This is a genomic window from Agromyces sp. P2_B3, assembly GCF_056404815.1.
This window is the reverse complement of record NZ_JBFUDH010000003.1, coordinates 343,781-357,590: the sequence shown is the minus strand read 5'-3', so window position 1 is coordinate 357,590 and position 13,810 is coordinate 343,781. Positions and strand designations below refer to the sequence as shown.

Annotated in this window: 13 protein-coding genes; 8 read left to right on the top strand and 5 right to left on the bottom strand. The window is 71.7% G+C overall.

Annotation, left to right across the window (positions count from 1 at the left end):
• Positions 1-52 precede the first annotated feature (52 nt).
• The 4 genes from AC1DZA_RS07285 to AC1DZA_RS07270 are packed head-to-tail and all read left to right on the top strand — an operon-like array spanning position 53 to position 1,590.
• Positions 53-220, top strand: coding sequence for a hypothetical protein (locus tag AC1DZA_RS07285; RefSeq protein ID WP_235933983.1), 168 nt, complete (start codon positions 53-55; stop codon positions 218-220).
• A 29-nt stretch (positions 221-249) separates the two neighbouring features.
• Positions 250-669, top strand: a complete 420-nt coding sequence (locus AC1DZA_RS07280) for a TadE/TadG family type IV pilus assembly protein (protein WP_476772222.1) — start codon at positions 250-252, stop codon at positions 667-669.
• A complete protein-coding gene (locus tag AC1DZA_RS07275) occupies positions 644-1,105 on the top strand; it encodes a hypothetical protein (protein WP_476772221.1) in 462 nt (153 codons plus the stop codon). The genes AC1DZA_RS07280 and AC1DZA_RS07275 overlap by 26 nt, the downstream gene beginning before the upstream one ends.
• Positions 1,102-1,590, top strand: coding sequence for a Tad domain-containing protein (locus tag AC1DZA_RS07270; RefSeq protein WP_476772220.1), 489 nt, complete (start codon positions 1,102-1,104; stop codon positions 1,588-1,590). Before AC1DZA_RS07275 ends, AC1DZA_RS07270 begins: the two co-directional genes overlap by 4 nt.
• 115 nt (positions 1,591-1,705) lie before the next feature.
• On the opposite strand, the gene AC1DZA_RS07265 is transcribed toward AC1DZA_RS07270, so the two are convergent.
• The 3 genes from AC1DZA_RS07265 to AC1DZA_RS07255 all read right to left on the bottom strand — a co-directional run bounded on the left by AC1DZA_RS07265 (position 1,706) and on the right by AC1DZA_RS07255 (position 8,700).
• Positions 1,706-5,629 carry a S8 family serine peptidase gene (locus AC1DZA_RS07265; protein WP_476772219.1) on the bottom strand — a complete coding sequence of 1,308 codons (3,924 nt, stop codon included), beginning with the start codon at positions 5,627-5,629 and terminating at the stop codon, positions 1,706-1,708.
• Positions 5,630-5,764: 135 nt separating this feature from the next.
• Positions 5,765-7,069: a hypothetical protein gene (locus tag AC1DZA_RS07260; RefSeq protein WP_476772218.1), complete on the bottom strand. Its 1,305-nt coding sequence runs from the start codon at positions 7,067-7,069 to the stop codon at positions 5,765-5,767.
• A gap of 8 nt (positions 7,070-7,077) precedes the next feature.
• Positions 7,078-8,700, bottom strand: a complete 1,623-nt coding sequence (locus AC1DZA_RS07255; RefSeq protein ID WP_476761491.1) for a hypothetical protein — start codon at positions 8,698-8,700, stop codon at positions 7,078-7,080.
• Between the two features lie 186 nt (positions 8,701-8,886).
• On the opposite strand from AC1DZA_RS07255, the gene AC1DZA_RS07250 reads away from it, so the two are divergent.
• From AC1DZA_RS07250 to AC1DZA_RS07240, 3 genes are read left to right on the top strand one after another with little or no spacing between them, the layout of a single operon-like run.
• A complete protein-coding gene (locus AC1DZA_RS07250) occupies positions 8,887-9,285 on the top strand; it encodes a PPOX class F420-dependent oxidoreductase (protein WP_476772217.1) in 399 nt (132 codons plus the stop codon).
• Positions 9,282-9,569: a hypothetical protein gene (locus tag AC1DZA_RS07245; RefSeq protein WP_476772216.1), complete on the top strand. Its 288-nt coding sequence runs from the start codon at positions 9,282-9,284 to the stop codon at positions 9,567-9,569. The genes AC1DZA_RS07250 and AC1DZA_RS07245 overlap by 4 nt, the downstream gene beginning before the upstream one ends.
• On the top strand, positions 9,566-10,543 hold the full coding sequence (locus AC1DZA_RS07240) for a hypothetical protein (protein ID WP_476772215.1): 978 nt from the start codon (positions 9,566-9,568) through the stop codon (positions 10,541-10,543). The genes AC1DZA_RS07245 and AC1DZA_RS07240 overlap by 4 nt, the downstream gene beginning before the upstream one ends.
• Positions 10,544-10,722: 179 nt before the next feature.
• On the opposite strand, the gene AC1DZA_RS07235 is transcribed toward AC1DZA_RS07240, so the two are convergent.
• Together AC1DZA_RS07235 and AC1DZA_RS07230 are read right to left on the bottom strand one after the other, a co-directional pair.
• Positions 10,723-12,018, bottom strand: coding sequence for an MFS transporter (locus AC1DZA_RS07235; protein ID WP_476772214.1), 1,296 nt, complete (start codon positions 12,016-12,018; stop codon positions 10,723-10,725).
• An 84-nt stretch (positions 12,019-12,102) separates the two neighbouring features.
• Positions 12,103-12,603, bottom strand: a complete 501-nt coding sequence (locus tag AC1DZA_RS07230) for an Hcp family type VI secretion system effector (protein ID WP_476763420.1) — start codon at positions 12,601-12,603, stop codon at positions 12,103-12,105.
• Between the two features lie 88 nt (positions 12,604-12,691).
• On the opposite strand from AC1DZA_RS07230, the gene prfB reads away from it, so the two are divergent.
• Complete coding sequence (gene prfB / locus AC1DZA_RS07225; RefSeq protein WP_476763421.1) at positions 12,692-13,801, top strand: peptide chain release factor 2; 1,110 nt, start codon at positions 12,692-12,694, stop codon at positions 13,799-13,801.
• Positions 13,802-13,810 lie beyond the last annotated feature (9 nt).

Sequence of the window (13,810 nt, the reverse complement as noted above, 5' to 3'; positions counted from 1 at the left end):
ACCACCACACCATGCGCGCGCCACCGCGACCGCGCCCACGAAAGGAACGACCATGCGAGAACGGCTGCTCGAACGACTGCGCGACGAGCGGGGCGATGTACCAGGCTGGGTGTTGATCACGCTCATGACGGCCGGGCTGGTGATCGTGATCTGGGGCCTGGCCGGTCCAGCCCTCAGCGGGGTCTTCGACCAGGCGATCGGTCGCGTGACCGGGTTCTAGGAGCGCCCCATCGGCGACAGCGGTCCGGCATGTCCGGCGTGCTCCGCCGCGGCCGCGGGCTCGCGCACGGGCTCGCGGACGAGCGCGGCTCAGCCGTCGCCGAGTTCACGCTCGTCGGCGTCCTGCTCACGGTGCTCGCGCTCGCGGTGGTCCAGCTCGCCCTGGCGCTGCACGTGCGCAACACGGTGCTCGACGCGGCGGCCGAGGGAGCCCGATACGCGGCACTGGCCGGGTCGTCGCCGAGCGACGGGATCGCGCGCACCCGAGACCTCATCGCCTCCGCGATCTCGGCCGACTACGGGCAGGACGTGACGGCGGGTACGACCTCGATCGCGGGCGTGCCGGCGATCGAGGTCACCGTGCGCACCACCCTGCCCGTCATCGGGCTCCTGGGCGTCCAGCAGGGGTTGGAGGTATCAGGCCATGCGGCTGTCGAGACCCTGGATTGACCGACTCCGTCGGGACGAGGGCACGGCATCGCTCGAATTCCTCACCGTCGGGATGCTGCTGCTGGTGCCGTTGGTCTACTTGGTCCTCGCCGTCGCGACCATCCAGGCCGGGGCGCTCGGCGTCGAGGGGGCAGCGCGTCAGGCGGCGCGGGTCGCGGTGCTCGGCGGTGACAACGGCGCATCGGATGCCGCGGTGGAGCGCGCGGTGCGCGTGACGCTCGACGACTACGGCATCGACGCCGACGCCGCGTCTGTATCCGTGACCTGCGACCGCGCGGACTGCACCGACGCGGGCGCCCACGTGAGCGTCGCCGTTCGCGCTCGCGTGGACCTGCCGCTCGTGCCCGACGTCCTGACCCTCAGCGCGATCGGCAGTGTGCCGATCGAAGCGAGTGCCACGCAGACGGTGTCGCGCTTCGCGGGACGGCCGCAATGACAGCGAGTCCTCGACTCCGGCTCGGCGACCGAATCGCCCGCGAGCGAGTGGTCGGCGAGCGACGGAGCGACGAGCAGGGCTCGACCCTCCTGCTCACCATCTTCTACTGCTTCCTCGGACTCACCATCGTCATGGTCGTGGCCTCCGCGACGACCCTCTACCTCGAACGCAAGCGACTCTTCACGGTGGCCGATGGGGCCGCCCTCGCGGGCGCCGAAGCGTGGCCGCTCGAATCGGTTCGCATCGACGGCGATCGCCTGGAGTTCGACCTGCGAGATGCCGACGTGCACCGAGCAGCGGCCGAATACCTCGGTGCGGCCGCGACCGACCTCGACGACGTCGAGCTGGTGCGTGCGGCCTCCGACGACGGCAGAACCGCGACGGTCACGCTCCGCTCCGTCTGGCACGCGCCGCTCTCCACCGAGCTCGTGCCCCTCACCGTGCCGATCGAGGTGACGGTGACGGCGCGTTCCGTCTTCCACTGAGCCGAAGCGGACGAGACACGAACGACGGCCCGGGCGACATTCTCCGATCGCCCGGGCCGTCGTGGTGCGTGGGCCGCGCTCGTCCCCGGCGCGGCCCAYGCCGTCGGTCAGCCGATCACGGCCGACCGCCCGGGCCGCCGTGGCCGCCGCCCTTGGCGGGGGCGGCCTCGAAGGCGCGCTCGATCTCCTGGCTGAACGTGTTGCCCGCGGCATCCTTCGCCGTCACCCGCAGGTCGACCCAGCCGCCCGCATCGGGCACGGCCACGCTCGCCTCGTACGAGGCGACGTAGGCGCGGCCTCTCGGGAACAGGCTCGTGATCGGGTCGCCGGGGCCGTCGTCGACGGCCGAGACCAGCTTCGTGGAGACCAACTTCCAGTCGCCGCCGGGCAGACGCACCTCGAGCGTGGCATCCGTCACCATGCCGCTGTGATCGGCACCCGACACGTGCCCGAGTGCGAACCCGAGCGGCACCTTCGTGCCCTTCTTGCGGTCGTCGCCGACGGTGCCGGCCTCGCTGACCTCGAGGTCGTACGTCGCCTGGATCATCGGCAGCAGTCGGGCCGCGTAGTCGTCGGCCGCGCCGGTCGACGTGACCGTCCACTCCGTCGTCGTCGAGGTCGACGAGTCGAGCCACGTGCCGTCGTGCTCGGCGACGTTCACGATGCGCAACTCGCTGTCGCCGTCGGGCAGCCCGAAGTAGTTCAGGCCCTGGTACTCCGAGGTCTTCACCAGTTCGCCGTCCAGGTAGAGCTCCGAGTGCTGCACGAGCCCCGGAATCTCGGCCCACGTGTCGAACGAGCCGGTGTGCTCGGGCTGGCCGCCGTCGGCCCAGGAGGGAATGTTGACTTGCACGAAGTCGCCCTGGCGGTTCGGGGCCCAGAAGCCCTGGCCGACGTACGGGCGCACGATGGGTCCGAAGTAGCTGGTCTCGTTCACCGAGCCGGCCTTGAACGATCGCCGCACGTCACGGATACCCCACGTCCCGTCGACCAGGAACACGCCCTGGTTCCAGCTCACGTCGGTGGTGCTCACCCATTCGGTGCGCGTCACCCCACGGGCCGCGCGCAGCGGGTAGCCGACGCCCGAGAGCTGGTCGGGGGTGAAGTCGTACCGGTACTCGCCCACGAGGTCGCCCTCGCGGCCGTGGTACGTGGTGTCGATACGTGCGAGGTCGGTCGGGCGGTAGTCCAGGTCGGCTGGCACCTCATCCCGGCTGTAGCGCAGGATGTCCCAGATCTCCTCGGAGTTCGCGTTGCCCGTCGCCGTCAGCGAGACCTTCTTCGAAGCGAGCGCGTCGAGGAGCGGGCGACCCTGCAGGCCGCTCACGGTGGCGACGGCGACCGGTGCGGCCGTGCCGTCATCGGCGCCGACCCACTCGTTGAACTCGGCGTCGCCGTCGTTCACGACCACCAGCAGTGCAGCACCCGCCGCGGCCGCGTTCGCCGCGCGCTCGGGAGGCGTGACCGCGTCGGAGCGGACCGCCACGGCGACCTTGCCGCGCGCGTCGACCGCCGCGAATTCCTCGGCCGAGCCGGTGCCGACGGCCACGGCGCTGCCCTTGACCTCACGGTCGAGCATCGTCGCACCCGGCGCGGTCGTCGTGTCGAGCACCTGCTTGCCCCACTTCAGCACCAGGTTGGGGTGCTGCAGGCGCCAGCGGTTCGTGAAGCTGAACGAGTCGGCATCCGAGGCATCCTGCGGCTGCGCGTACAGCTGGTCGACCCACACCGGGGCGACCAGGCCGCCACCGAAGCCGTCGACGAGGTAGTCCATGCGCATCACCATGGTCTCGAGACCGCGCTCGCCGACGTCGACGCTCACCGGCTTCGCGGTTCGGGCGTCGAATGCGACACTCGTGCCCGCGTCGTCGAGCGTGAAGTGGGGGTCGCCGACGAGCGCGACCCCCTGCGTGTCGGCGGTCGGCGCGACGTCCATGTACGACATCAGCGAGTAGTCGCCGGCTGGAAGCCGCAGCGTCGTGCTGCCGTCGACCTGCACGTAGTCGTACCACTCGGTTGCCGCGTTCCAGATCCAGCCGGCCGCCTGCGTCGGCTCGCCGTCGAGTCCGGTGGCCGTGACCTCGAGGTCGTAGCGCTCCGACTCGGCGATGATGCCGAGGGCGGTGCGCGTGACGGGCTCGCCGTCGACCGAGGCCACGAGCATGCCCGACAGCTGCACGCCGGCCGGCACCGCGGCAGGGTCGGCGGTGAGCGTCACGGCTCGGGTCTCGCCCGCGGGAATCGTGAGCGAGTCGACATCCATGCTGAGCACCTCGGATGCCTCGCGCACCGACAACGGGCCGGGTCCTTCTTCACCACCGCCGCCGCCGGGGGTCGTGTCGACGAGGGACCCCTCGAGCGAGACCGTCAGCTCGGCGTCGCCGCGATTCGTGTACTCGATGGTGCGGACGACCAGCTCGGGCTCCTCGCCCCACGTGAGCATGCCGAAGTCACCCGAGCCCGAGGCCACGAGGTCGGACTCGACGGCGGCGGCCACGTTCACCACTCCCGACCCGCCCTGGTAGGGCGTCATGCCGGTGTCGGTGGCCGTGCTCGTGAGCGCGGCGCGCAGCTGTGCCGCGGTGTAGTCGGGATGCTGCTGCTTGAGGATCGCGGCGGCGCCGGCGACGTGCGGCGTGGCCATGGAGGTGCCGCTCATGCTGAGGTAGGCGCCCTCGCCGTCGCTGTCCGCCGAGCGGGCGGCGGTGATGTCGTTGCCGGGACCCGAGAGGTCGGGCTTCAGCGCGCCCGAACGGGTGAGCGGGCCCTGGCTCGAGAAGTACGAGAGTGCGCCGCTGGGGTCGTCGACGGAGCCGACGGTGAGCGCGCTCGCCGCCGAGCCGGGCGTGCCGATGGTCTCGGGGGCACCCGCGTTGCCGGCGGCGACCACGAAGAGGGCGCCCGTCTGCTCGGAGATGCCGTTCAGCGCCTCGGCCATGAGGTCCTCGCCGTCGGACGCCTGGGACGAACCGAGGCTCATCGACACGATGGGGGCGTGCGCCGCTGCCCATTCCATCCCCGAGATGACCCAGGAGTCCTGTCCGTAGCCGTCGGCGCTGAGCACCTTGCCGACGAGCAGGTTGGCACCGTCGGCGACGCCGCGGTTCGCGCCGCCGCTCGCCGCACCGGTGCCGGCGATCGTCGAGGCTACGTGCGTGCCGTGCCCGTGCGTGTCGGTCAGGACGTCCTCACCGGGGACGAAGCTCGACGAGTCGGGCAGGATGCGCCCGGCAAGGTCGGGGTGGGTGTCGTCGATGCCCGAGTCGAGCACGGCCACGGTGACGCCGGCGCCGGTGTACCCGGCCTCCCACGCCTCGGGGGCGCCGATCCACGGCACGGAGCTGTCGAGGGTCGCCTGCACCTTGCCGTCGAGGTGGATCGCCTCGATGCCCCCGCCGAAGGTCTTCGCGCCGGGCTCGGCCGAGAACAGGCCGGGGGCGGCCGGGGCATCCGTCAGCGCAGCCCACGTCGAGGCGGCAGCAGCGTGGTCGGCCACCGCGGCGGCCGCGTCGATGCTCGGCAGTGCCGTGCCGACCTCGACGCCGGGCAGCGGCTCGGCGCTCATGGCGACAGGCCCGTCGGCGAGTTCGAGGATCACGGGGGTGGCCGCGACGGAGGCGTCGTCATACCCGAACTCGATGAGCTTCGACACGTTGAGGAGGTCGCGGTCGAGCGCACCCGAGGCGAGGTAGGGCATCGCCTGCTGGGGGAGCACGATGAGATCGTCGCCGACCTGCACCGTCTGGACGCCGCCACCCTCGACCGCAGGGTCGATCTCCACCGTCTGCCGGCCGTCGGCGAGCTCGGTGACGGTGACGCGATCGCCGGTGATCAGCGTCACGCGGTGCTCGCCGGTCGGGGCGGCGGGGGCCGCGGTCGCCCCGGCACCGCCGGAACCCCCGTTCCCGTCGCTCGGGCCGGCGACCGCGGGAATCGCGGTGCCGATGCCCGCGGCCCCGATCGCGAAGCCGCTGAGGGCTGCGGCGACGGCGATGCCGCGGCGACGTCGGACGGCGGATGATTGGCTGCGTGGTGGCATGGATGAACCTCTCGTGCACGTTCGTGGCTTGACACGACGCTGTCACGAGGTGGCGCGCAGGTGGTGGCGGAGACATGCCATGACCACGATCCGCCGCGCCACACGGCACGGAAGCGAGTCAGCGAACGAGGGTGGTCACTTCACGTGCACGACGTCGCACCCGAAGAATGCCGTCGAACCGGTCGGCCCGTCGAAGCGCCCGAACACGCACCCCTCGGTGTCGCTCGGGGTGAGCACCCCGGTGCGCGGCCCGAAGTGCAGCACGAGGTCGAGGTCGGCATCGCGCGTGCGCTCATCGAGTTCGAGCGATCGCTCCGGATGCCCCTTGCGATGGCTTTCCGTGCCGCCACCGCCGCCGAGCAGCACGGCCTCCGACCCGAACTTCACGCTGAGCGGGTCGATCGTGGTCGCATCGAACGCCACCGGGTTGCCGTACTCGCCGGCGCTCGTCGTGAGCACGGCCAGCGGCAGCACGCCCGAGTTGAGCTTCACCGGGTTCGTGGTGCTGCCGGGCTGGATGTTGATCGTGACGGGCACCGCGCAGTCGACCTCGAACGCCTCGGTCAGCGAGTCGTTCGTGGGGTTCGCATCGACGACCGAGGCGAGCTTCGGCTCGATCGTCGTGGTGAACGACACCGAGTGCACGCCCGGCGCGGTGCACGTGACCGCGTAGGTCTTCTCGAGCGACTGCGGGCTGCCGACGGCCAGCGCGGGCACGTCGACCGTCTCCGCGGCCGACGGCACGACGGTCAGGCCGGGGTCGGCGACGACCGAGCGCGTGACCTCCGCGTCGACCGGTCCGTCGGGGCCGGCGTTGCTCACCACGCTCGCCACGGGGAGGTCGACCGCGTCGCCCATGACGGCGAACAGCGGTCCCGTCGGCGACACCGAGTCGACGCCGAGATCGGCTTCGAGGCAGTCGGGGTCGGCGGGGTTCGCGGCGCAGAAGTCCTGGATCGGCCCCTCGAGGTCGACGTCGGCCACCGTCTGGCCGAGCTCGATGTCTTCGACGGTGAGGCTCGCGAGGTTCGCCGCGAACGGCACGACGAAGCTGCCCGAGCCGCTGTCCTGGATCTCGAGGCGCTCCTGGCCGTCGTTCGTGAACACCCAGAGCGGGCTCCACGCGTTCATGACCTCGATGGGCACGCCGTCGGCGTCCGCCGTCGTCAGGCGCAGCAGCGGCGGGTCGCCGATGTGCGAGTGCGCCCGCTGGATCGACACGGCCACGCTCGCGACGCTCGTCTCGGTGCGGGAGGCGAAGTCGAGCCGCACGACCACGGCCTTCGCGGGGTCGGCTGCGGCATCCACGATCACCGGCAGGGCGGCCGTGCCGGGGTCCTCGGTGGTGTCGGCCTGCACCGTCGTCAACGGCAGGGCCACGATGGCGAGCGTCGCCGCGGCGACCCCCAGCCCCCAGTACGTCATGTGCTTCCGTTGCATGTCGCGCCTCAGCATCCCGCAGCCTGGCAGTGCCCGAAGATGAAGTCCATCCGCCTGATGTCCGACGGCTGGGCCAGTCCGTTGTCGACCATCAGGTCGTTCGACACCGGGTCGGACACCGTGTAGTCGGTGTCGAAGAACCAGAAGTTGTCCTCCGTGAACTCCTGGCATGCCGACTCGGGTCGACCCGGGAACGCCCCGAGGTCGTCGACGCAGTCCTCGGGTTCCTCGTAGATGTTCGGTGCGTCGTCCTGCTCGAAGTAGCCGCCGTCGCACGTCGTGCTCGCCGAGCCCGGACGCTGGTCGCAGTACTCGTCGGCGAGGCCGAACGGCTGGTGCCCCGTCTCGTGGGTCACCACCTGGAACGCGTCGCTGCGGTAGGTCGTGTCGAGCGTGCCCGAGAAGATGCGGTCCCCGCGCAGCGCGCAGTCGCGTTGCGACTTGCGGTGCAGGATGGCCCCGGCATCCGCGAAGGCGAAGTCCTCGTCCCACCCTGGTGGCAGGTCGTGATCGCAGCTGCCGTCGTTCGCGTCATCCGCCCTGCCCTGGTTCAGCACCACCCAGAAGTTGAACTTGTCCTGGTTCGTGAGGAACGGATCGAAGCCGTAGTACGAGGTGTTCACCACCTGGGCGATGTCCTGGACGAACATGGCGTTGAACGGGGCATCCGGCCCGAAGGGGTAGGTGTCGACGTCGGCGATGAACACGATGTCGAGTCGGCTCGCACTCGGACCCGTGTACACGATCGGGAAGCTGGACGTGCCGGGATCGCCCTCGGTCGCCCGTCGCCAGCCGCTGAAGATCGGCGTGCCGCCCTTCGCCATGCGGCATCCGTAGGCGAAGTCGAAGTCGTCGGCGCCCGGATCGGGGGAGGCGGTGAAGGTGAACGTCGCGGATGCCACGCCCGAGGTGTCGACCGCTTTCGTGCGCGTCGTGACGTCGGCGGTGTCGGGCTGGAACCAGATCTCGAGGTCGTCGGCGATGAGCGGCTGGAGCGCGCCGTCGAGCGAGGTCGCGGTGATCGTCACGGTCTCGCCGGCCTGCGGCCACGCGGGCGTGTGCATGCAGCGGATGCGCTGGCCCGGCGCGCTCGCGGGCTCGTCGACCTCCACTCGCATGGTGACCTCGACCCGGTCGCCGCCGGTACCGGCGAAGATGCCGCTCGCGCCGCAGAGCAGGGTCTGCCCGTCGAGGCCGACGCTGCAGGGCGCCACAGTGGCGGAGCCGGCGATGGCCGAACCGGCCGACTGCGACGCGTCGAAGAGGTCGTCGCCGAAGCAGAACCCGCCGTCCTCCTCCCAGATCTCGATCGAGAGGGGCACCTGCCCGGGCGTCGCGAGCGCGGCCGTGTCGACCGTGCGCGAGAACTCCCAGTTCGGCGTGATGTCGGGATCGCCCTCCTCGGCGTCCTGCGAGGGCGTGTCCTCGTTGTTGAACGTCTGGCCGTCGATGGTGACCTTGGCGTACCAGTCGGGGTCGCCGCATCCGTCGTCGCCGCCCGTCAGCCGGATCCGCTCGAGCGTGACCCGTACCTCCACGTCGGGCGCGGCCGCCGCCGGTGACGCGACCACCAGTGGCAGGGCCAGCAGCGGTGCCATCAGCAGCACGCCGAGTAGTCGCGATCGTCGCATGGTGCCCCCCGCACTCGCGGGCCCCCCGGCCCGCTCGCCATCAACACGACAGGATTACCACAGGCCCTCGGATGCCGCGCCCCCAGCCCGGGGGACAGGTGGGTCGTCCCCGGCGTGTCGCCGCGTGCGGCGCTTCGCGGTCGTCGACGGATGCCGCGGTGCGCCCCTGTGCGGTTGACTGGAGGAATGACCGCCGAGCTCTCCGATCACTTCGTCCGCATCCTCACCGCACCCGTCTTCGGCCACCTCGCCACCGTGCGTCGTCACGGAGGGATCCAGGTGAACCCGATGTGGTTCGAGCTCGACGCCGACGCCGGCGTCATCCGCTTCACGCACACCACCACGCGGGCGAAGTACCGCAATCTGCAGCATGACCCGCACATGACGCTCGAGGCGCTCGACCCCGAGAACCCGCTGAAGTACGTGGAGGTGCGCGGCCGGCTCGCCGAGACCGTGCCCGACCCCGAGGGTGCCTTCTACGTGCACCTCGCGAAGCGGTACGGCGAGACCGACCCCGAGCCGCCGGCCGACAAGGCCGACCGGATCGTGCTCGTGATGCGGATCGAGAAGGTGAACGGCCGATGAGCTCAGGAGCCCCCGGTACGGGTGGCAGTGGCCTCGCCCGGCGGCGCACCTCGCTGTACGCGATCATCGGCGTCGTGCTCTCGGCGGGGTCGTTCCTGCTGCCGGCCGTGCCGGCGCTCGTCGCCGCGGCCGGGGGCATCGTCCTCGGCGTGATCGGCCGCCGCCAGTTCAAGCGCGATCCCGCCACCGGCCCGTCGTGGGTGTCGCTCGCGGCGATCGTCATCGGCGCGTTCGTGTTCCTCAGCCAGGCCGTGCTGCTCGTGAGCTTCACGATGCGCGGGTGACGCCCATGCCGACCGACGCGCTCACCACCGAGGCCGACGAGCTGTACGGGCTCGTGCCCGAGGAGTTCACGTCGGCGCGCAACGCCCGTGCGAAGGCGGTCAAGGCCGACGATCGCGAGCTCGCGCAACGCATCGGCGAGCTGCGCAAGCCATCGCCGGCGGCGTGGATCGTCAACCGGCTGGTGCGCGAGCAGCCCGACGGCCTCGACGAGCTGCTCGACCTCGGCCAGGACCTGCGCGAGGCGCAGTCGGCGGGTGACGGCCGGGCGCTCACCGGCATCGGCTCGGAGCGCCGCAAGCTCGTGTCGGGCCTGCTGCACGAGGCGACGAGGATCGCGGAGGACGCCGGCCGCCCGCCCTCGCGGGCCGTGCTCGACGAGGTGGAGCAGTCGCTCATCGCGGCCACCGTCGACGAGCGCGCGGGGGAGGCGCTCGCGACGGGCCGGCTGGTGCGCGGCATCCAGGCGGTGGGCTTCGAGGACGTCGACCTCGACGGGGCCGTCGCCGGCGAGCCATCCGCCCGTCGTCCGGCGAAGCGCCGCACGACGCGCTCGGGCGGCGAGGTCACGGCCGAGCGCGCGGGCGCGACCGGCTCGAAGCGCGCATCGAAGCAGGGCGCCGGCGACTCGGATGCCGAGGCCGAGGCGGAACGGCGACGCGCCGACGCCGCGCGTGCCGCCGAGCGCGAGCGCGCCGAGGCCGACGTGCAGGAGGCGCGCGACCGGGCGGAGCAGGCGCAACGCGACCTCGACGAGGCGCAGGACCTGCTGCACGCCGCCGAGTGGCACGCCGACGAGCTGCGCGACGAGCGCCACGACCTCGAGACGCGGCTGAAGGAGCTCCGCAGCGAGATCGCCGACGCCGAGCGCGGCGAACGCGAGGCCGAGCGGGCACGGGCCAAGGCGGCCACCGCCGCCGACCGCGCCCGCGACGACGTCGAGGCCGCCGAGACCGCACTCGACGCGCTCGACTGACCGGCGCACGGGCCGCCCGCGAGTACCTGCGGCGACACCCAACCGACGGCATCGAGTGGTCGCAAACAGACCTTCCAGAACGGTGTGAAGCGCCATTCGTGGTCACTCGGCGATACGGCCACCGCGTGTCGTGACGCTGACCTCGCGGTGGGAACGGGAAGAAGCGATCCGCGCGTCGCTCAGTCGCGCCGCGGCCGGGGGCGTCGCGGCACGTAGCGCGGCACGTACCGCCACAGCACGGCCGCGCCCACGAGGCCGAGCACGCCCATGGTCGCGCTCGCCGCCATGATGGACGCCGCCGAGGTGACGGCCGCGAGCACGAGCGGCGCCGCGGCCTGGCCCGCGTCGGCGATCGTGCGGAACGCCCCGAGGAACGGCGCCGGGTTGGCCTTGGGCGCGAGGTCGGCACCGAGCGTGAGGATCACGCCGCTCGACAGCCCGTTCGCCACGCCGAGCAGCACCGCGACGCCGGTGAACCACGCGACGGCGTTCGGCAGGTCGTGGGTGAACGCGAGCACCAGCTGCCCCACGCCCAGGCCGACGAGGCCGGGGATGGCGCTCCAGAGGCGCCCGAATCGGTCCATCACCTGGCCGCTCACGTAGAACAGGGCGAAGTCGATGGTCGCCGAGACGCCGATCACGATCGCGGCGTCCTCGGGCGGCATGCCGATCGACACGGCCCACAGCGGCACGATGACGGTGCGGCTGGCACGCACGGCCGCGAGCAGGCCCACGCCGCTGCCGATCCGCAGCAGCACCGCGCGGTGCGTCACGATCGCGCGGAACACGCCATGCGACGCGGCATCCGCTTCGGCCTCGCCGATCGTGCGCATGCCGCCCGTGATCGCGCCCGATGCGGCGACGGATGCCTCGCGCACGAGCTGCGCGGCGCCGAACACCCGCTCGGGGTCTGGCAGCACGAGCAGCACGACGACGACCGCGAAGCAGGCCGCGACGAGCACCCAGAACACCACCTCCGACGAGCCCGTCCACGCGATGAGCGCGGCGGCCACGAACGGGCCGAGGGCCCACCCGCCGCGGAAGACGCCGGCCAGGGTCGACAGGGCCCGCGCACGCGTCGCCTCGGGCACGTAGCTCGTGAGGAAGGCGTGCCGCGCCAGTCCGAAGACCGCGGTCGCGAGCCCCAGCAGGAACATGCCGATGCCCAGGGCGAGCACGGTGGGGGAGACCAGGGCGACGAGCACGCCGATGACCGCCAGCATCGCGGCGCCGATCATCGCGTTGCGCTCGCCGATGCGGGCGACGAGCCAGCCCGACGGCAGGTCGCCGACGAGCTCGCCGACCATGACCATGGCCGCGACCAGGCCGGCCAGGGCGAGCGACGCGCCGCGTTCGGTCGCGACCACGGGGATCACCGGGATGATCGCGCCCTCGCCGATGGAGAAGAGCAGCGTCGGCAGGTACGCCGGCAGGATGATCGAGCGCCACGAGAACTGGGGCGTCGAGACGGTCATCGCCTCGACGCTACACCCGCCCGCGGCGCCGCTCGCAGCGGCCACTCGGTGCCGGCGTTCGGCGACCGGGTCGGCCGGCCTCCGCTAGGGCGTGGTCGAGACGGTGCCGCGCCGGATGTCCCAGTCGACCGTCGCCGGCGAGCCCATCGAGCCGTCGGGCTGCTGCCTGCGGTACTCGAACCGCACCGAGCCGAACTCCATGCCGACGGTCTGCTCGACATCGCCCTCCGACGAGCCGGCGGTGACGACCGAGGTGATCACGAGGTCCTGCATCTTCACGATGAGCCACGCGTCACGACCGCCACGGGTCACGTGCAACTCGGCCTTGGGAACGTGCCGGCCGGATGCCACGAACCCGAGCAGCCTCGTGGATGCCGCGTCGAACGCGTGCTCCCAGGTGAGCGCCGTGGGCGAAGGGCGTCCCGCGCCGCCGCCTCCGCCGTGGCCGCCGCCCTGGCCCCACGCGCCGAGGTCGGAGGTCACGCCCCACGTCCACGACAGCAGCTCGATCCAGTCCTCGTGGCCGACCGCCGGCGACTCGCCCGGGGCATCCGCGAAGAACGAGAGATACGCGTGACCCGACATGGACGCCCCCTTCGCCGACGGCTCCGCGAGCCACCGCAGGCCGCCGCTGCACCGCAGTGTACGCCCGCGCGACTAGGCTGGGGAGGCCATGTTGGATCTAGACCTCACGCAGGAGATCGCCGCGCTGCGCTCCACCTTCCGCGACATCCGCGCCGTCGTCGACGTCGACGCCCTCGAGGCCGAGATCGCCCGGCTCTCCGAGCAGGCCGGCGCCCCCGACCTCTGGGACGACACCGAGAAGGCCCAGAAGGTGACGAGCGCACTGAGCCACCGGCAGTCCGAGCTGGCCAGGGTGAAGAGCATCGACTCCCGCCTCGACGACCTCGAGGTGCTCGTCGAGATGGCCCAAGAGGCCGGCGACGAGGAGACCGCGACCGAGGCGCGCACCGAGCTCGCGTCGCTGCAGAAGACGATCGGCGACCTCGAGGTGCAGATCCTCCTCGACGGCGAGTGGGACGACCGCCCGGCCGTCGTCACGATCCGCGCGGGCGCCGGCGGCGTCGACGCGGCCGACTTCGCCGAGATGCTCATGCGCATGTACCTGCGCTGGGCCGAGAAGCACAACTACTCGGCCACGGTCATGGACACGAGCTACGCCGAGGAGGCCGGCATCAAGTCGGCCACCTTCGAGATCGACGCCCCCTACGCCTTCGGCACGCTGAGCGTCGAGGCGGGAACGCACCGCCTCGTGCGCATGAGCCCCTTCGGCGCGGCGGGCAAGCGCCAGACGAGCTTCGCGGCCGTCGAGGTCATCCCGCTCATGGAGGAGGCGCAGGAGGTCGAGATCCCCGAGAACGACATCCGCGTCGACGTCTTCCGGTCGAGCGGCCCCGGCGGCCAGTCGGTCAACACCACCGACTCCGCCGTGCGCATCACCCACCTCCCCACGGGCGTGGTCGTGTCGATGCAGAACGAGAAGTCGCAGATCCAGAACCGGGCCGCCGCCATGCGCGTGCTCCAGTCGCGACTCCTGCTCATCCAGAAGGAGCAGGAGGCGGCGCAGAAGAAGGAGCTCGCGGGCAACATCACCGCGAGCTGGGGCGACCAGATGCGCTCCTACGTGCTCGCGCCGTACCAGATGGTGAAGGACCTCCGCACCGACTACGAGGAGGGCAACCCCTCGAAGGTGTTCGACGGCGACCTCGACGGGTTCATCGCCGCCGGCATCAAGTGGCGCAAGCGTCCCACCGACGACTGACTCCGGCCC

Coding starts and splice junctions, on each gene's coding strand:
- AC1DZA_RS07285 (WP_235933983.1), top strand. CDS start 53: ATGCGAGAACGGCTGCTCGAACGACTGCGCGACGAGCGGGGCGATGTA.
- AC1DZA_RS07280 (WP_476772222.1), top strand. CDS start 250: ATGTCCGGCGTGCTCCGCCGCGGCCGCGGGCTCGCGCACGGGCTCGCG.
- AC1DZA_RS07275 (WP_476772221.1), top strand. CDS start 644: ATGCGGCTGTCGAGACCCTGGATTGACCGACTCCGTCGGGACGAGGGC.
- AC1DZA_RS07270 (WP_476772220.1), top strand. CDS start 1,102: ATGACAGCGAGTCCTCGACTCCGGCTCGGCGACCGAATCGCCCGCGAG.
- AC1DZA_RS07265 (WP_476772219.1), bottom strand. CDS start 5,629: ATGCCACCACGCAGCCAATCATCCGCCGTCCGACGTCGCCGCGGCATC.
- AC1DZA_RS07260 (WP_476772218.1), bottom strand. CDS start 7,069: ATGCAACGGAAGCACATGACGTACTGGGGGCTGGGGGTCGCCGCGGCG.
- AC1DZA_RS07255 (WP_476761491.1), bottom strand. CDS start 8,700: ATGCGACGATCGCGACTACTCGGCGTGCTGCTGATGGCACCGCTGCTG.
- AC1DZA_RS07250 (WP_476772217.1), top strand. CDS start 8,887: ATGACCGCCGAGCTCTCCGATCACTTCGTCCGCATCCTCACCGCACCC.
- AC1DZA_RS07245 (WP_476772216.1), top strand. CDS start 9,282: ATGAGCTCAGGAGCCCCCGGTACGGGTGGCAGTGGCCTCGCCCGGCGG.
- AC1DZA_RS07235 (WP_476772214.1), bottom strand. CDS start 12,018: ATGACCGTCTCGACGCCCCAGTTCTCGTGGCGCTCGATCATCCTGCCG.
- AC1DZA_RS07230 (WP_476763420.1), bottom strand. CDS start 12,603: ATGTCGGGTCACGCGTATCTCTCGTTCTTCGCGGATGCCCCGGGCGAG.
- prfB (WP_476763421.1), top strand. CDS start 12,692: ATGTTGGATCTAGACCTCACGCAGGAGATCGCCGCGCTGCGCTCCACC.